Here is a 17209-nt window from a genome sequence, read left to right on the forward strand (position 1 = left end):
ATCTAGTATATTCTGCCATTCTATCTCCCATTTAAATTATCGGGATTTGTTGCATTAGATTCTTGAACCTACCAAATAAAATTTTTCGGTTAGCGCATAACGAAAATTGACTTAGCTCAAACTGGTCTCTAGTTGTTATAGAATTCTACCAAATTGGATTGGATCTCAAAGAATATACAAGAGTATTGAAACAAAACTGAAATGTTTAGGATTCAACACCAAAAGGTCTAAGAGTTTTTTGTATTTCCAAAATCCTTTGCAAAGTGCAAATCACAGGTAATCCAAAGAGCTTCCACATAAAGATTTCTCACAAAATTCGAGAACGCATAGTGCTGGCAAAATGCATTCTAGGACCTTGTACCGTCACAGGGATTATGAGTAAAAATGATGATGAATCCAAAAGAATACAAAAAATCTTAAAAGGCAATAATTTCTTTTTTTTCCTTATCTTCCCATGTCTTATACTAAATTAGATAAAATATTAAATAGTATACGTAAAGAAACTGCACTCTTGTATAAACGAGAAGAAAATAAAACATCTCGATCTGGTTTGATAAATATCTTTTTCGAAAGCAGAAACAACAAAACAAGAGCAGAATAGAATTTGTTATTTTTTAGCATCACCGAATGAGTTTGATCCTGAACAAATTAATCATCTATCCAGGAAATAGAGAAGTCTATTTTTCTACTTAAATAATGGAAATACACCTTAAACGATATATGTTTTTTTTCATTGCACAAATAACAACAAACTCGTGAAAAGTTTTTATAATTGTATCTCTATATCGGTAACAGGAAAGGCAACACAAGAGTGAATCCATCCGAACTTTTTATCAGACTTTCGAATTTTAGCTTCGGGAGGACTGAATACTTCTCCTGATTTTAGTTTCACTCGGCACAAACTACATTCACCCGATCGACAAGCATTCTCGGTAAAATATCCATTTCTTTCTAAACTATTCAGAAGAGGTTCTCCAACTTTCGCTTGGAAAGTTTGGTGATCTCCTACTTTGACTTTTACTTCCTTTGTAAGAAGAATAGAATTCGGCCAACCTTCCATTATGTCGGGTCTTGGTGGTGGGCCATTACTTTCAATTAAGATCCGCCCCGATTTAACTCCAAGTTCAGAAAGAAGTTTTCCTACATGTTCATTAAAAGGAGTGGGGCCACAAACATAATACATTTTTGATGGAGCGTTTTGAAGTAAGGTTTGTAATGTTGTAAAATCCAATCGACCACGGTATCCTTTAAAATTTTGACCGACTTCCCGAGAAAGGAACTCGGTCAAAATAAAGTTTTGATGAACCGAAGCTAAGTTACGAAGTTCATCAATAAAAATGACATCATCTTCATAACTATTAGAGTAAATGATATGGAATCGAAAATTTTTGTCCGATGCCAAAAACGATTTTAACATACTCATTGCAGGAGCAATCCCTGATCCACCAGCAAGGAATACCAAATCAAAACCATGGAAGAGAGGATTGTGATGAAACGAACCCATTGGTCCGCTAGATTCAAATTCTTGTCCAACCTTTACATCATCCAACAAATATGGACTCACAAATCCACCTTCTGCTCGTTTGATGGTCAGTTCATACGAATTTAAATCATTTGGTGAAGAAGAAATCGAATAAGGTCTCGCAGTGAGAACACCCGAAAGAGAAACAAATAAATTGATATACTGCCCGGCCTGGAAGGGAGGTAATTTTTTTCCATCAACCGAAACCATTTTTAAGGTTTTTGTTGAAACTGTATCTACACGAATTTCTTCTACACGAAGGTTCAGCCGCTTTGGATGTAGACTGTTTATTTTTTGTCGAACAAGACCCTTCTCTTCTTTAAAGTTAGAACCGTTATTTTCCAATTCCTCTTTTTTTAAAACCGCTTCCTTGTACCCAACCACAGAGTTCAAAATGTTTGTTTCTAGTTTTTTATTGTTATCTAACATATCTTATTTCCTATCAATTAAAGTTGAGTTGTTCGATTTGGTTGAATCCTTTACTTTTCATGGAGCCGTAACATTTGTTTTTAATTTACGACGGATGTTCGAACGTTTTAAAATTTTCCGTGCAGTATAATAACCATTCAAATAGGTTGGTTGGAACCCACCCATACTGGTCCAACTGCTGGCAGAATAAAGTCCATCAATTGCATCCAAAGATTCACGAAACAAATGCCCATCTTGTAACATTTGTTTGAAACCATATATGGCCCCACCCGGTGTATTCAGATAACGCATCATCGTCATTGGTGTGGCAACTTCTGCCTTTTCAATATGTGCTCTAATTTTAGGATATGCTTTTTCAACAAGATCAATTAGTTTACCACCAAACTCGTACTTTGTGGAAATATATTGTTCAGGAAGTATATCCTTCCAAGCCTCCCCATATTGTAAGGCCACAAGAGTGACTACCGATTTCCCTTTTGGAGCAAGTTCCAAATCAATAAAATTATAACAAGTCACCATTCCCCAATCAGGAGCATCCAAAGTATACATACGGTCTTCATTGACCTCTGCATTAGAAGTTGTCATTACAAAGGTGGAAGCAGTTGTGAAGCCTAATTCTTCAGGAGGACAATCCAAACCCAAATAAAGGCATACGGCTGATACACCCATCCTTCTTGATTGGAAATCTTTTAAAACAGAAGGAGGCGTTTCTAAATCTAACATTTCATGGTAAGTGATAAGAGGACTTGCGTTTGATACCACAGCATCACAAGTGACAGTTTCTCCTGTTTCGAGAAGAACAGCTCGCACAGCTCCGTTCTCTGTGAGAATTTTTTCTGCGGCGCAATGGAAACGAACTTCCCCACCTGCTTCTTCAAAAGAATCAAGAAGTGCACTCGAAAGCATTTGGGAACCGCCTTTGATATGCCAAGGTTTATATACACAATAAAAATATACCATACCGATGAATTCAGCAAATACCAAGTCCGTTGTTGGTATCCCAACATAACTCCAATAAGGTGTGATGACACTAATGAGATCTTCATTTTTAAAAAATTCATTTAATACATCAGTTGTGGAACGAAGGCCGTAAGATGAAAAATTTGGACATTTTGTTCGAATTTTTTCTTGATCGTTAGATAACCTAACTCTCGGCAAAACAAAATAATATTCATTCACAACGGCTTCACTTAGAGTAAAAAAACGATCAATCGAATTCCCTTCTTCTGGAAAAAGACTCTTTAAATGGTTTTTTAATTCTTCCCAGTCGGCAGGCAATGTAACATCTAATTTTCCTGGCATCACAATACGATAGAGTTCTTCTTCCTGAACTAAATCTATTTTATCTAATACACCAAGTTCTTCAAAAACACGGCGCATAATGAATGGATTTGATTCTGTTCCCACCCCGCTGAGTTGGTGGAGGGCCACTTCAAATTCAAAATCTCCTCTCACAAAGGAGGTTGCGCACCCACCAGGGACGTTATGCCTCTCGAGTAACAATGTTTTTGAACCTTCTCGCTGCAATCGAGTGGCGGCCATTAAACCGGCGTTACCGGCACCAATTACAACAGTGTCATAATGAGACATTTTCCATTCTCCCCAGGGTAATCCTTATGAAGAACACCCAATCTTTACACTGTAAAGATTGCAATCTTTTTTCTTGTCCCGATTTTTTAAATCTCCACCCCTTTGCATCAAAGTTCACGTCACTTCTCTTTTAAAACCTTTACTGAAAAGAATTTACAACGGAAGCATTGGGGCCTACTAGGTTGTAATGGCCGGGAAAAAAGAGAAAATAGACAAACCTACCAGTTCCTACCATCACGGTGACCTTCGCCCTGCACTCATTTCTGCTGCGCGAAGTCTGTTACAAAACCAAGGGGCCGATGCCCTTTCCTTACGATCCATCGCTTCTGCCATAGGTGTCACACATATGGCCCCTTATGCTCACTTTAAGGGGAAACAAGAATTGCTACAGTCGGTAGCCGCATCGGGGTATGATGAACTGGCTGCGAATATGCTTGCTGCCCAAAAAAAACATCCGAAAGTCCAAGGTCGAATGATGGCCTATCATTACGGTGTGGAATACATCCATTTTGCAATCGCAAGTCCCAACCTTTACCGATTGATGATGAACCAAATTGATTTGGAAAAAAAAATGGGATCCGATCCACACGAAAGAGAAATATGGCTGAGTTCACAACGTCCCTTTCGTTTGTTGTTTGCTGCCTTTGCAAATGAAAAAGTTAGTAAAAAGTTAGCACATGCCAGAGCACTTGGAGCTTGGGCCACTGTACATGGAATTGCTTCTCTTGCCATTGATGGACATTTAGTCCTTCCGAAAGGAATGGATGTGATACAATTATTCAAAGCAACTGTTAGTTCCTCAGTGGATCTAGGATAAAAAAACTATGACAAAAAGTAAATTATTAGAAATGCATAACGTCGGAATCGTTGTGGAATCACTCGGTAGCGCCATTTCTTTTTTTCAAGAAATTGGACTAACACTGGAAGGAAGAATGGTCGTTGCAGGTGCATGGGCAGGGCAAGTCACAGGACTCAAGAATCAGGAAGTAGAGATTGCAATGATGGTAACCCCAGACGGACACACTCGCATAGAACTTTCTCAATTTATATCACCAAAAACGATCGCTGACCACAGAACAGCTCCAGTCAATTCTCTTGGTTATCTTCGTATTATGTTTAGAGTGGACAACCTAGACGAATTGTTATCTCGCCTAGAAAAACATGGTGCCACAGTCGTTGGTGATGTGGTTATATTTGAAAATATATATAAACTCTGTTATATTCGTGGAGTAGAAGGAATCCTCATTGGGCTTGCAGAACAAATCGGAACCCAAACAGCAACGGATATTTTAGAAAACTGAATGAAACTAATTTATCCTGTTTTGTTTTTTGTTTTCATCTCAAATTGCACTCGATTTATACTTTCACCCGGCATCAATTCAGATTTATCGGTCACGATCCATGAGTCTAAAAATCCAGCTGACGATAGTAAATACAAATTGTATGTTTTTAAACTTAGCGACCAAAATTTAGAATTAGCTTTATTTGATATAAATAACTTCTCTTCACTAAATCCAAACTTTAATAAAAATTTGGATGAAATTTACAAAGATATTAAAATAACCAACTTCGCATTTATCATCGAAGTATTCGCAGAAAACGGATTAGAAGATTTAAACCAACTAAAAGAAATCGAAATTGATAATCCAGATTGTAAAGCTACCAAATACGTAATTTATCGTTATGATTATATCAAATTCGTCCTTGTTCGCGGGAAAAGAGAAAATATTTATCCAAAATTTCCTGAAGAAAAATACCAATTTGAATTTCAACCAAAGATGGCTAACATCGAAATCACAGAGCTTCCAAGAAAACGCATTCTAATTTATTTCGATCAATCATGTAATCCTGCCCATTCCAGAAAAATAAATTTCAAAATCAAATCACAAAAAAATATTAATTATACAATCGAATTGTCAGAAGCCTAATAAAACCATCTAACTCTTATTATATTAAAAAACTATACTGCTGACCCATCCGCCTTGCTCAATCTAATGCTATCGCCCCCCTATTTTTCTTTCCGAAAAATCCTAGCATGCTTCGGCTTCCTAACGAAGCCTCACCCATTTCGCGAACCATTGGTAACTGATTGTAAATTGATAAAAAGAATTATATTTATTGATGGAAATGATTTTAACCCAGCAATGCTGCGCAGTGACCCATAGGGAACGAGCAGGCGACATTCGCGGAGCAAGCTCTGCTTGCCTAGCGAATAGTCGTGGACGGCAGCCGGCAAAAACAGTGCGGCCACAAATAAAAAAAGCGTGAACCTAAGTCCACGCTTCCCTATCGTTTATGAGTGCTAACCCGGCAACGTCCTACTTCCACCCCCACTCGCTTTTCCGCTCCGCGGGCGAGTGTCCGAGCCTTGCTCCCTATGGGTCGCAAGTCTGTCATTTCGCGAACGATTTAGTTCTGGATACTATTGGGTTCGCTCAATGGATTTTATTTTGTACATAAAAAAAGCCAACCTTTCGGCTGGCTTTTTTTATTGAGTTATAAGTGCTAACCCGGCAACGTCCTACTCTCCCATTGAGCGAACCCAATAGTACCATCGGCGATGAGAAGCTTGACTTCCGTGTTCGGAATGGGAACGGGTATGGCCTTCTCTCCATAATCACCAGGAGTAATTACCATGTGTACAGAGAGCTTCAGTTAGTCAAACCATTCTTTAAGAAAAGGTTGCGTTTTTTTATCAGACTGAAACTTTTTCTTTATGCCGGAAATGACAGAGCCACTAGTAAAAACTGAATCTTTCACTGTAATGGGACTTCGGATTCGAACTTCCAACGCACCTGGTGACGCCGATGTGAAGATACCCGCTGTGTATTCCAGGTTTTATAAAGAAGATATACCAAAACAAATGGAAGTTTTAAGAAAATTTGATCCATTGTTTGGTGTCTATTTCAACTATGTGTCTGATGAAAATGGGGCTTACGATTTTTTGTTAGGTTATGCTGTGGAACCGGATGCAAAACCGCTCCCAGGAATGGAAAAGATTGAGATAACCCCACAAAACGGTCGTTATTTTCAAATCCAACCAGGAGCACCTGAAGAAGTAGTTCCAAAATTTTGGGCGGAAATTTGGAACCATCCAGAAATTCCCAAAATCAGAACCTACAAAATCGATTGGGAAGAATATTCAGAAGCAGGAATTAGAGTTTTTCTTTCAACGAAATAAACATATTTTCGCCAATCGTTTACTACCCAAACCCAAATTCCAACAAACATGGAAGTGGCGATCCAAAGTCCAATGGTGGATCCTGGTATGAGAAGGAAATCTACAACTCCATGTTGCCAAACCGCTAAAACAAATCCAAAACCAATATAAAATTTTTTCATCGTTTTATCTTGTTTAGTATTACTCTTGAGTAGAAACATAGAAAAACAAAGGTTGATCAGTAAGTGAATGTTGGAGGAATGAATCGTTCTTGCAAAAAATAAATCTAATTTTTTTTCCTCTGGTTCTCTGGCAATATAATGAGTATTTTCAATAAAAGAAAATCCCATTGCAACAAAAGCACCAAACAAAACAACTGCGGGTGAAAACAATTTTGTCTTCTTGTCATAGCCTAATAGCAGAGACAAAATCATGATAAAAAATATTTTAAACGTCTCTTCCATGATCCCTGCTTGAATAAAAGCCAAATGCGCAGTTTGAGTTAACATACTTACTTTTTTCTTTGGCATAAAATCAGTTTCTGGCCAAAGAATTGGATGGAGTCTTAAAATCAAATCTGTTGACAACCAACCAAAGAACAAAGCCAAAAGTATCCCTAAAATTTCCTGCCATCCTTTTTTCGGCTGATAAGCCTTCCAAATCACTATGGCCCAAGGAAGGACAGTAAGAGATCCAATAAAATAATCAAATAAGCCTACTTCTTTCATTCTGATAACTCTTCCATATAACGGCCGTCAAATAAATTGATCATTTCTTTTTGGAGGGGTGTTGGAACAAATTCAGGGTCGATTGGGCCATTCCAAAATAGTTCGGTCACACGAATGTCGTTTTTAGTCCCCGGAGGTGGCATAAGCGGCCCTAAACTTTCTACAAGTTGTAAGGTTCGTAAATCTTGGTCCGGGTACTCAGAAGCTTCCACTAGTTCCACATCAATCACATCCCCATCTTGGGTAATGGTATAGGCCACTACAGAAGAATAAGGATGGGGTGCCTTAGCCCAATAGTCCATATAACTTTCGGGAATGCGCATCTTTGCAGAAATATAATTGGAGTAAGTTGGTGGAACTTTTTTTCCCCGAATCTTTTTGATATAACCTTTGACTGGGCCACTATCTGCGACCTTTTCGTTAGAGACTTTTTCCCCTTTCTCCTTATTTTCTGTTTCGTTTCCGGTAACAATCCCCCCATTTAAACCTTTCGTATCATCTGGAACATTCGGATCGATGAAATAGAATTCCATTTTTTCTGGTTGGAAATGGTTATTTTTTTGCGAAGACTGGTCTTTCTTTTTATTACGTTGGAGTGTGATAGGGATAAGAAAAACAAGGCAAATCAATACCAAATGAAAGAGTAAGGAGAGTGGTAAGATATTTCTAAATCCTTTTCGTAAACCTGGTTTAAAGAAAGGTTCGGAATCTCCTATCTTGTCTTCTTTTACTCCTAAATTTTCTAAACTAAACGACTTTTCTAGAAGGTAAGAAGAATAAAAATAAATTCCAACAAGGGCAGATACCGAAAATACCGCATAGGCAATGTTTTGTGAGGAGATAAAAAAATCTTTATCAGGAACTCCGGGTTTTAATCCAAATCCTGCCAAAAACTGAATCCCAAAAATGGGACTGACATAAGAAAATACCCAAACTGCAGAAAACAAAAACAAAAGTAAGGTCAAAAATAAAATGGGGAACCCACGCCAGTATTCATAAACATATACATGTCCAAAACCTGGTAGAATATGGTCGCGAAATTTGGCTTTTTCTTTTACAACCAGTTCCAAACGAAAAGGAAATTTTGTCTGTGAAACTACTGCTTTTTTCCAACGTTCGCGAATACGAATTCCTTCCATATAACGCAAATAAGGTTTTGCAACGAGGGAAGGAATTTTGTTTCGATTGAAATTCAAAAGCAAAATACAAAGAGAGATGGAATAATTAAAAACAAATTGGTAAACATCCACCAAAGGTGCCAATGGTGAAAGTGATTTGTTAGGATGTAATTTTTCTGAGAGAAACTGAAATCCAAAATTCAAAAGGAGAGCCAAAAACAATACAAGTAAGACCGTATCGAACTTAGCATCTCGAATCCGCATATCTGTTCGGATCGTATCATACGGATTTATCGTTTGTAACCTTGCCGATCGTATCGATTCTCTTTTATGGTTTCTCTTACGACTATGAATGTAGTTTGTAAGTAAAAATATAAAACAAAGTAAAACAAATCCAAATTTTAACTGGAAACTCCTGGAATCTTTTGCCAGAAATTCGTTGATCAAAGCTTCCCATTCCAAACCCGACCTGTGCAAAAGTTCAATCGGATAAAAGATAACCCAAGAAAGGATGTAAACTGCCACGACAGCAATGGCTCGCAGACGTAGCCGAAATTCTCCAGGGAATGCAAAAAGAACACCCAAAGCCAAAAATGGTCCAAGAGAAAATAGTGGGGACATCCAAAGAAAGAAGGTTAAGGATTTTTTTGCCCAAGGAGAGAGTGATTTTACGTTTGCCGAATCCATTCTTTAGTCTTATCTCAAGGAAAATACTTTGAATTTTCGTGGAAAACAAAAAATTTGGCGGATATGGCACAGCCGAAAGAGAAAGAAGAACAGTCGCTCAAACCCATCGTCGCAGTCTCCAAAAGAAGGGGATTTGTTTTCCCAGGTTCCGAAATTTACGGAGGCCTCTCCAATACCTTTGACTATGGTCCGAATGGAATTGAAGTATTAAACAATCTAAAACGACTGTGGTGGGAATACTTTGTGCACAGACGGGACGATGTTTTGGGCCTTGATTCCTCCATCCTCCTCCACCCCCGTGTATGGGAGGCTTCTGGCCATATTTCCAACTTCAACGATCCCCTTATGGATTGTAAAAAATGTAAAACACGTGTGCGAGTGGATAAGTTCTTAGAAGATAAAGAGGGAGACGGAGCGGCTACCGGCAAAAGTTTAGAAGAACTTACCAATATCATTCGAGAAAAAGCCTACGCTTGCCCCACTTGTGGCACAGTCGGAAGTTTTACCGATGCACGTCAGTTCAACTTAATGTTCAAAACATCTCACGGTGCTTCGGAAGAAGGGGCCACGGACATTTATCTTCGTCCAGAAACGGCCCAAGGGATTTTTATTAATTTCAAAAACGTCACTCAAATTGCTCGGAAAAAAGTTCCCTTTGGAATTGCGCAAATTGGGAAATCCTTTCGTAACGAAATTATGGCCCGCCAATTTATCTTTCGGACTCGTGAGTTCGAACAAATGGAAATGGAATTTTTCTGTGAACCAGGCACTCAAAAAGAATGGTTCAAGTATTGGGTGGATTACTGCATGGACTGGCTTGTGAATGTGGTAGGACTAAAAAAAGAAAACCTACGTGTGAGAGAACATGAAAAGGAAGAACTTTCTTTTTATAGTGATTCCACAAGTGATATTGAATACAAATATCCATTTGGATGGGGAGAACTTTGGGGTGTTGCTTCGAGAACCGATTATGATCTTACCCAACATGAAAAGTTTTCTTCTGAAGATTTAAAATACCATGATTTGGATCAGAAGAAAAAATACCTTCCTTATGTTGTGGAACCGGCACTAGGCCTAAACCGCCTATTCTTAGCCGTGTTATGTGATGCTTACGAAGAAGAAAAATTAGAAAAAGACGACATTCGTACTGTATTACGATTTGGGAAACGAGTGAGCCCCATGAAAGTGGCCATTTTTCCACTTATGAAAAAAGACGGACTTGATGCCAAAGCAAAAGAGATATATTCCGATTTAAGAAACCATTGGTATGTAGACTATGATGAAAGTGGCGCCATTGGAAAACGATATCGCCGTCATGATGAAATTGGAACTCCATTCTGTGTCACCGTAGACTATGATACGATGAACGATGGAACCGTTACCATTAGAGAAAGAGATTCTATGAAACAAGAAAGAATTTCAATCACTGAGCTAAAAAATTACCTCATCAATCGAATGGTTTAGGTGATTCGAGATTTAACAGAAACTGATAGAAACCAAACCATCGAACTTGTAAATCAATTTTACCGGAAGGTAAACGAACTCGAGTTAGATGGTTTGTTTCGCATCCGTCCCCGCGCTGCCACAAAATTCACTGATATCTATTTCAAACTGATTGGAACCGGCAAAGTTTATATGCGGGGGTTTTTCGAGGACCAAGAACTTGTTTCCTTACTCATTGGAAGGGTAGAAGAAAAACCTCACTTAGAAGAAGAAAGAAGTCTTTTTATCGATCTTGCTGTCACCAAACTCGGCAAAAAGAAAAAAGGATATATGTCTGCCCTTTTGAAAGATGTCGATCTTTGGTGCAAAGAAAAATCCATTTCCGCCATTGAACTCAGAGCCATTTTACAGAACGAAGAAGCCGTTAAGTTCTGGGACAAATCCTCCTTTGAAAGATTTTACATTCGCTACCGAAAACGTGTGGACTAAGATCCCATAGACTTTTTTTTACCTGACTCACTACCAAGTCAAATCTCCTTTACCAACTGCCAGAACTTCCACCACCGCCAAAACTACCTCCTCCTCCACCAGAACTGGAGCTAGAGCCTGCGCTAGAACGATAAGAACTAGAAGAACTGCTGTAACTGGAAGAGGAAGAACTCGATCCATAAGAACTACCATCACTTTCTTCCCATACAGTGTAAAAAAAGTGGAGAAGGAGTATGATAAAATAAAAAACGAAAAAGATCGAAAAGGAAAAGGTTTCTGTAAAACCCAAAATTCGATCGATGGAAAAACCTAAAGTCCAAACAAAAGAGATAAGGCCATATTTCAAAGATCTTATTTTCCAAGACTTCACTTGAATGGTTTTTGCTAAAACAAAACCTAACACCAAATAAACAAACCACTGAAAGGAAAAAATAAGGGATTCAAAATCAATTGTGTTATCTGCACCTTGTTTCATTGGCCAAAAGAAGAAAAATCCTGCTACAAGAAATAACCAAATGAGAAAAGCGGTCCCGTACCGAATGGCATATTTTTCAAATATAGAAATGGTAAATCCATAAAGAGAAAATAAGATGAGTCCCTGATAATACAAAATGTAAAAGAAATTTTCGTGGCGAAGGAGGGAATCGAGTGTAAATCCAAAACTAAAAAATGCAAGGATATGAACAAAAAGTTCACTTGGACTTAATCCCCACTTTTTCGCAAGTTTTCCAAATTTTTCGATCAATACTTCATCTAATGCGAGTTTAATGACAAGAAGAATGGAATCAATGATTCCAAAGACCCAAAAAAGCACGATCCATTCCGCATGGAATGTATACCGTAAAAAAGGAATCCAAAAGAAAAGAGAGAGGATCGCGAGCGGATAAGAAAACCACTCCCAAATTCCATACAATAAATATAGATTTAATGCAATCAGTCCAAAACAGAAAAAATAAAACACAGCATCTGGAAGAAAACACAAAAGCCCTAAAAAAACAACACCGCCATACAAAACTTCTAACCATATTTTCTGTTTATATTTTTTTCCCTCGAACAATAAAAAGTAAACAATGAGTGCCACAACAATCACAGCAATAGCAATTCCTATGTTTCTTAATGTGTTATCTGTAGAAAACGCAGACCCAATTCCATTCGGATAATCTGTTTGTAAATTTGGATTGGACTGACTTTTTTCCAATAAAATCGATTCGATGGCAGAGAAACCAAGTAGAACCCCACCTGCTAAGTCTCCTTTTTTGAATTCAGGAATCATAATATTTCGGATGATTCGATTACATAAAACATCTGTTAAAGTTTCTTCAAGCCCGTATCCAACTTCCAACCTTACTTTTCGATCACCTACCGATAACAAAACCAAAACACCGTTGTCCTTGTCTTTTTGGCCGATTTTTGAAATTTCTGCCACTTGTAAGGAATAGGATTCTAAAGACTCACCTTCCAAACTTTGAATGATGTATAAAAAAACCTGTGCACTAGTTTTATTTTCTATCTCAGAGATCACCGACTGAAGGTTTGTGAGATGATGGGAATTTAAAATTCCGACTTCATCTGTGATGGGGGAAGTGAGGACTATTGGTTCTTTGGCAAAAAGCGGTCTTAAACTGAAGTTAAACAATAAACAACCAATGATTAGAAATTGTTGGAAACGAATCTGACCCTTTTTCATAGCGCTAGACCTTACCAAATTTATCATTTTTGAAAAGATTTTTCTTTTTCTATTCTCTTGTTTTGTCAAGACCTGGGATTCCATCGGTAACCGTTATATCTGCGTGAGGAGATTTTTCCTTCTGCTCTTTTTAAACAGTACAGGTTGTTCGTTTTTAATTTGGGTAAGGCTCTACTGAAAACAAAAGATTCTTTTTTAAAGTTTTATAATGATTACAAAAACTTTGGATTTTTTTTCCGATTTGTAGCGAAAATATCCTTGCCCTAAATAAGGCATTTTGACACAGTTTTATCTTAGAAAATTCAGAGGTGAAATATATATGATTCGTAAAGGTCTTTTAGCCATTTTTATCACAATTGCTCTTGCAACTCCCGTCCTTGCCAGTTCCGGTTCTTCGTCCAAACCACTCTCAGGCACTTATCCCATTATCCTTTCTCATGGTCTTTTTGGTTGGGGCGAAAACTCCGGTGGAATCATTAGCATTGTAAACTATTGGGGTGGCACAGACGACTATCTAAGAAGCCAAGGTGCTACTGTATTTGCTCCAGGAAAAACAGCAGCCAATTCAAACGAAGTCCGTGCTGCGGAACTCAAAGCTGCCATCCTTACTTATGCAGCCGCTACCAACTACACTGGAAAATTCCATATCCTTGGTCACTCACAAGGTGGACTTGATAGCCGTTATATGGTTTCTAACTTAGGACTTTCTGGCCGCACAGCAACACTCACTACTCTGAACACACCTCACTACGGATCACCGATTGCTGATATCGTGAAGACAGTTCTTCCTAGTTGGATCCAACCATTTGTAGCAAGCATTGTTGAAACTCTTGTGAAAATTGTTTATGGTGGAACCAACCAACAAAACGCACTTGCGGCACTTTCCTCTTTGAGCAAAGAAGGACTTACCTCTTTTAATTCTTATACTCCTAACAGAGCAGGTGTAAAATATTTCTCTTACGGATCTTCTATCACCATTCCTGACCTCATCCAACACCCACTCATGGGTATCCTTCACCCTGCTTGTGGTGCTGGTGGACTTTTCCAAGGACAAGGTTTTACTAACGACGGACTCGTTCCACTTTCTTCACAAAAATGGGGAACATGGAAAGGTGGACCTTCTTATGGAATCCTTACCACTGGAATCGATCACTTACAAGCATCCAACACTCTTCGTTCAGGAAGTCTTTGGTATGATGTTGAAGGTTTTTATTTGAATATGGCTTCTAACATGAAGGCCAATCAATAGTTCACTTCCGAAGATTTTTTTAGAAACCCAAGCACTCGCTTGGGTTTTTTTGTTTCCAGAAGTACCATTCCATCCTTTACTACGAACCATCTCTTATGAATCTTAAAATCTTTCGTTATCTTAGTTATGTTTTGGTTGCCATCCTCCTTCTTTATATTGTGTACCGAATCATTGGTCCAAGTGAATTAGAAACCTCCAATGAGGAAAATCCCAATGACAAAGCAGAATCATACTTCCGAACCCAAAGTGATGGTTTCTCTGTGGATCCGTTTTACTTAGAATCAGCAAAAACCATCTTTTCTCCAGACGGCCAATTCCTTCGTTTCGATGAAATATTAAGTCGTGCCAAATCAGGAGAATTAAATTTAGTTTCTGAACTTTGGAATTTACGCAGACAATGCCCGGAAGGAAGCACTAGGGAGCAGTGTCACGAATATATCAAAGCATTTCTTCAAAACGAATACGGTGGAGAAGACGCAAAAAGACTCATCAATATGCTTTCCAATTATCTGAAATATGAGGAGGCCATGGTTCATTTAGATCCTTCTAGTAAGTCATACACCAACCAAGAAAGATACGAACAAATCAAACAACTTCGTAGGAAGTATTTTGCAAAAGAAGATGCAGAACTTATTTTTGGATTAGAAGAAGCAACCGCAGATTTTAGTTTTAACAGAAAAAATTTCCTCGATGAAACCAAAAATCTGAAAGCAGACGAAAGACTAAGATTGTATGAAGATTATCGAAAAAAATCTTTTGGAAACTATTACAATGCTGTGGTAGCCAGAGAACCATTATTCGATAAATTCGAAAACGAAATGGATTTAAGACAGGCTGAACTTTCAAGGTTATCAGGTTCAGAGAGAGAATCAAAAGAAAAAGAAGTTCGCATTCGTTACTTTGGAAAAGATGGAAATGATCGAATGGAAAAAGTTCTCAAGGAAATAAAAGAAGAAGAGGAAAAAATTTCTAAACTCCAAGGAGAAGAAAAAAACCTTCTTAAAAACTATCCGAATCTTTCTGAGTCGGAACGTGAAAAAAAATTAATGGAACTTAGAATCCAAACCTTAGGAAGTAAGGAATTAGCAGAGGAATATACAAGAAGAATGGAATATGAGAAAACACTCAAAAATTCCGAAAATTAAACATCCACTTCTTTTACTTTTACCAGTAGCAATCTTATTTGCATTGGCACTGGAACCCTTCGGCTTATCATCCGCTGGGTTTCTCTGTATATTTTTAATACTCTATATCACAAAACAACTTACTATTATTTCTAGTTGGAAACAAACTCTACTTGCGAGCTTATTATTTTCAAGCCTTGTTACTCTTACCAGCTTCTATTGGATCTGGAATGCTATAAGAAATATTTCGGGACAAGGGATTGTAATTTCCTCTCTTTTATTTCTGGTTTATGCACTTCTATCCTTTTATAAAATAGGTTTTATATTTTTTGGTTCTGTTTTTCTCACCAAACAGAAAATCATTAAAGACTCTTATCTTTTTTTATTGGTCTTACCTTCCCTTTTTTTGGTTTCTGATTGGATTTGCCCCATGATTTTTCCTGTCTATTGGGGAGACTTATTTCGTAACCAAATCCTTTGGAGGCAAATGGCAAGATTTGGGGTAGAGGTTTTAGGATTTGTTTCGGTCATCTCGGCCGCCTTATTTTATTTGATGTTTTTAAAACAGACAAAGGGGTTTCGAACTTATTTTCCTTATCTTTTACCCATTGTTTGTTTTTTCTCGATCAATTTATACTTCCTCGCAGAAACCATTCCTCAAGTTGGTATAGTACATCTTGCATTGATACAACCAAACACAAAATATGCGAAACGAGAAATTCAGGAAAACCAGGAATGGATGACAAGTACCATCCAATCCGTTTACGATATCGGTTTAGAAACCATTCGTTTCGCACCCAAACCAATTGATTTACTGGTACTGCCTGAATCATCGATTCCATTTCTTGGCACCTTAGATTCAAAAAACCCCAATTCAACGTATAGCAAAAGTTTTGTGGATGTTACAGAAAGTTTCGTAAAACTCAGCAATGCCCCTCTTGCATTTAATGAATTGGTATGGGACGGAGGGTCTAGAAACTCATTTACCCTCCTGCAACCAATATCTTTTGTCTCAGATAGAAGATACAAACAGGCCCTATTACCATTTGGTGAATATTTACCTGGAGAAAATCACTTTCCTTTGCTTAGAAACCTATTTCCAGAAACAAGCCACCATATTCCGGGCAACCTAACAGACGCTTTAAGGTTTCAAACCAAAGCGGGAGAAATGGTTACACTTAGTCCGCTGATTTGTTATGAAATCCTATACCCCGAATTAGGTCGCAAGATGATAGGACATTCCCCATCGGAATTCATTCTCAATCTCACCAATGATTCTTGGTTTGAAAGTCAGACAGAAACGATGCAACATGCTGGCGCCGGTAAACTTAGATCGATCGAACTTGGGAGACCCGTTGTCCGCGTAGCCGTCACTGGCCTTACCACAGCCTATGATTTATGGGGAAGAGAAATGATGGGAGAATTACAAACATTCCAAAAAGCAATCGGTTATTTGGATTTGCCATTAGTTCCTAAGGAAAGAACGACTCCCTATCTCCAATTCGGACCTAGACCTTGGCGAATCATGGCTGTTTTTCTAATATTTTTTGTATTTTTCCGTAGTCCTCGACCTATACTCATCAATAAAATGAAAAATGAAATTGAAATTTAGGTAAGGAAAGAAAGGCTATTCGAATATGGAATGGGAAAAAATACTTCGCGATGCGGTGAAAGAAAATTCAATTAAGGAATTGTATCTCAGAAAGGTACCTTCTTTAAAAACCTGCGAAGATTGGAATAAGGTCGTAGAAGTGGGAACAGTAGACCACAAAACGAAGTATGCTTATTATAAGGGTGGACTTGTTAAATATGGAGAAAGGTTGTTCTTTGTCACACAAGAACGTTTGGATGCAGTTTCTCCCTTTCGTAAATGGGATTTCAAAAACAAAATCAAAGTGACCGACCCAGAACTTGCTGCTGGCGAAAAAAAATAAATTCCTTCACTGGAATTTACTTCCTTCAAGGTACATTTGCCGTACATAA

Annotated in this window: 15 protein-coding genes and 1 rRNA gene; 10 read left to right on the forward strand and 6 right to left on the reverse strand. The window is 38.0% G+C overall.

The window, feature by feature from the left end; all coding sequences use genetic code 11:
• Positions 1-766 precede the first annotated feature (766 nt).
• Both EHR07_RS07165 and EHR07_RS07170 read right to left on the reverse strand, forming a co-directional pair.
• Complete coding sequence (locus EHR07_RS07165; protein WP_135744463.1) at positions 767-1951, reverse strand: FAD-binding oxidoreductase; 1185 nt, start codon at positions 1949-1951, stop codon at positions 767-769.
• Between the two features lie 57 nt (positions 1952-2008).
• On the reverse strand, positions 2009-3541 hold the full coding sequence (locus tag EHR07_RS07170) for a phytoene desaturase family protein (RefSeq protein WP_135744464.1): 1533 nt from the start codon (positions 3539-3541) through the stop codon (positions 2009-2011).
• A gap of 187 nt (positions 3542-3728) precedes the next feature.
• Between EHR07_RS07170 and EHR07_RS07175 the strand changes: the two genes are divergently transcribed.
• From EHR07_RS07175 to EHR07_RS07185, 3 genes are read left to right on the forward strand one after another with little or no spacing between them, the layout of a single operon-like run.
• Positions 3729-4358 carry a TetR/AcrR family transcriptional regulator gene (locus EHR07_RS07175; protein ID WP_135744465.1) on the forward strand — a complete coding sequence of 210 codons (630 nt, stop codon included), beginning with the start codon at positions 3729-3731 and terminating at the stop codon, positions 4356-4358.
• A 7-nt stretch (positions 4359-4365) separates the two neighbouring features.
• Entirely contained in the window at positions 4366-4842 is a 477-nt protein-coding gene (locus EHR07_RS07180) for a VOC family protein (protein ID WP_135744466.1), read from the forward strand.
• Positions 4843-5469, forward strand: coding sequence for a hypothetical protein (locus tag EHR07_RS07185; RefSeq protein ID WP_135744467.1), 627 nt, complete (start codon positions 4843-4845; stop codon positions 5467-5469).
• A 580-nt stretch (positions 5470-6049) separates the two neighbouring features.
• On the opposite strand, the gene rrf is transcribed toward EHR07_RS07185, so the two are convergent.
• Positions 6050-6166, reverse strand: a 5S ribosomal RNA gene (gene rrf, locus EHR07_RS07190).
• Positions 6167-6257: 91 nt separating this feature from the next.
• On the opposite strand from rrf, the gene EHR07_RS07195 reads away from it, so the two are divergent.
• Entirely contained in the window at positions 6258-6722 is a 465-nt protein-coding gene (locus EHR07_RS07195) for a GyrI-like domain-containing protein (RefSeq protein WP_135744468.1), read from the forward strand.
• Here the strand turns inward: EHR07_RS07195 and EHR07_RS07200 are convergent.
• Both EHR07_RS07200 and EHR07_RS07205 read right to left on the reverse strand, forming a co-directional pair.
• Positions 6659-7429 (reverse strand): PrsW family glutamic-type intramembrane protease, encoded by a 771-nt coding sequence (locus EHR07_RS07200; RefSeq protein WP_135744469.1) that lies wholly within the window; start codon positions 7427-7429, stop codon positions 6659-6661. The two genes, EHR07_RS07195 and EHR07_RS07200, sit on opposite strands and share 64 nt — an antisense overlap.
• Entirely contained in the window at positions 7426-9234 is a 1809-nt protein-coding gene (locus EHR07_RS07205; RefSeq protein ID WP_135744470.1) for an energy transducer TonB family protein, read from the reverse strand. The genes EHR07_RS07200 and EHR07_RS07205 overlap by 4 nt, the downstream gene beginning before the upstream one ends.
• A gap of 63 nt (positions 9235-9297) precedes the next feature.
• Between EHR07_RS07205 and EHR07_RS07210 the strand changes: the two genes are divergently transcribed.
• Together EHR07_RS07210 and EHR07_RS07215 are read left to right on the forward strand one after the other, a co-directional pair.
• Positions 9298-10698 carry a glycine--tRNA ligase gene (locus EHR07_RS07210; RefSeq protein WP_167483364.1) on the forward strand — a complete coding sequence of 467 codons (1401 nt, stop codon included), beginning with the start codon at positions 9298-9300 and terminating at the stop codon, positions 10696-10698.
• Positions 10699-11166, forward strand: a complete 468-nt coding sequence (locus tag EHR07_RS07215) for a GNAT family N-acetyltransferase (protein WP_135744472.1) — start codon at positions 10699-10701, stop codon at positions 11164-11166.
• A 49-nt stretch (positions 11167-11215) separates the two neighbouring features.
• Here the strand turns inward: EHR07_RS07215 and EHR07_RS07220 are convergent, their stop codons facing one another.
• Complete coding sequence (locus EHR07_RS07220; protein WP_135744473.1) at positions 11216-12853, reverse strand: TPM domain-containing protein; 1638 nt, start codon at positions 12851-12853, stop codon at positions 11216-11218.
• Positions 12854-13175: 322 nt separating this feature from the next.
• On the opposite strand from EHR07_RS07220, the gene EHR07_RS07225 reads away from it, so the two are divergent.
• The 4 genes from EHR07_RS07225 to EHR07_RS07240 all read left to right on the forward strand — a co-directional run bounded on the left by EHR07_RS07225 (position 13176) and on the right by EHR07_RS07240 (position 17160).
• A complete protein-coding gene (locus tag EHR07_RS07225) occupies positions 13176-14102 on the forward strand; it encodes an esterase/lipase family protein (protein ID WP_420871229.1) in 927 nt (308 codons plus the stop codon).
• Between the two features lie 95 nt (positions 14103-14197).
• Positions 14198-15247, forward strand: a complete 1050-nt coding sequence (locus EHR07_RS07230; RefSeq protein WP_135744475.1) for a lipase secretion chaperone — start codon at positions 14198-14200, stop codon at positions 15245-15247.
• Positions 15216-16838 (forward strand): apolipoprotein N-acyltransferase, encoded by a 1623-nt coding sequence (gene lnt / locus EHR07_RS07235; RefSeq protein ID WP_135744476.1) that lies wholly within the window; start codon positions 15216-15218, stop codon positions 16836-16838. Before EHR07_RS07230 ends, lnt begins: the two co-directional genes overlap by 32 nt.
• Positions 16839-16863: 25 nt before the next feature.
• Positions 16864-17160 (forward strand): hypothetical protein, encoded by a 297-nt coding sequence (locus EHR07_RS07240; RefSeq protein ID WP_135571185.1) that lies wholly within the window; start codon positions 16864-16866, stop codon positions 17158-17160.
• Positions 17161-17209: the final 49 nt, after the last annotated feature.

This window comes from Leptospira bandrabouensis (assembly GCF_004770905.1).
GTDB lineage: Bacteria > Spirochaetota > Leptospiria > Leptospirales > Leptospiraceae > Leptospira_A > Leptospira_A bandrabouensis.

What these genes read in the sequence shown, in the direction of transcription:
- EHR07_RS07170 (WP_135744464.1), bottom strand. Translation starts at nt 3,541, where the DNA reads ATGTCTCATTATGACACTGTTGTAATTGGTGCCGGTAACGCCGGTTTA.
- EHR07_RS07165 (WP_135744463.1), bottom strand. Translation starts at nt 1,951, where the DNA reads ATGTTAGATAACAATAAAAAACTAGAAACAAACATTTTGAACTCTGTG.
- EHR07_RS07205 (WP_135744470.1), bottom strand. Translation starts at nt 9,234, where the DNA reads ATGGATTCGGCAAACGTAAAATCACTCTCTCCTTGGGCAAAAAAATCC.
- EHR07_RS07185 (WP_135744467.1), top strand. Translation starts at nt 4,843, where the DNA reads ATGAAACTAATTTATCCTGTTTTGTTTTTTGTTTTCATCTCAAATTGC.
- EHR07_RS07175 (WP_135744465.1), top strand. Translation starts at nt 3,729, where the DNA reads ATGGCCGGGAAAAAAGAGAAAATAGACAAACCTACCAGTTCCTACCAT.
- EHR07_RS07220 (WP_135744473.1), bottom strand. Translation starts at nt 12,853, where the DNA reads ATGAAAAAGGGTCAGATTCGTTTCCAACAATTTCTAATCATTGGTTGT.
- lnt (WP_135744476.1), top strand. Translation starts at nt 15,216, where the DNA reads ATGAGAAAACACTCAAAAATTCCGAAAATTAAACATCCACTTCTTTTA.
- EHR07_RS07230 (WP_135744475.1), top strand. Translation starts at nt 14,198, where the DNA reads ATGAATCTTAAAATCTTTCGTTATCTTAGTTATGTTTTGGTTGCCATC.
- EHR07_RS07240 (WP_135571185.1), top strand. Translation starts at nt 16,864, where the DNA reads ATGGAATGGGAAAAAATACTTCGCGATGCGGTGAAAGAAAATTCAATT.
- EHR07_RS07210 (WP_167483364.1), top strand. Translation starts at nt 9,298, where the DNA reads ATGGCACAGCCGAAAGAGAAAGAAGAACAGTCGCTCAAACCCATCGTC.
- EHR07_RS07195 (WP_135744468.1), top strand. Translation starts at nt 6,258, where the DNA reads ATGCCGGAAATGACAGAGCCACTAGTAAAAACTGAATCTTTCACTGTA.
- EHR07_RS07200 (WP_135744469.1), bottom strand. Translation starts at nt 7,429, where the DNA reads ATGAAAGAAGTAGGCTTATTTGATTATTTTATTGGATCTCTTACTGTC.
- EHR07_RS07180 (WP_135744466.1), top strand. Translation starts at nt 4,366, where the DNA reads ATGACAAAAAGTAAATTATTAGAAATGCATAACGTCGGAATCGTTGTG.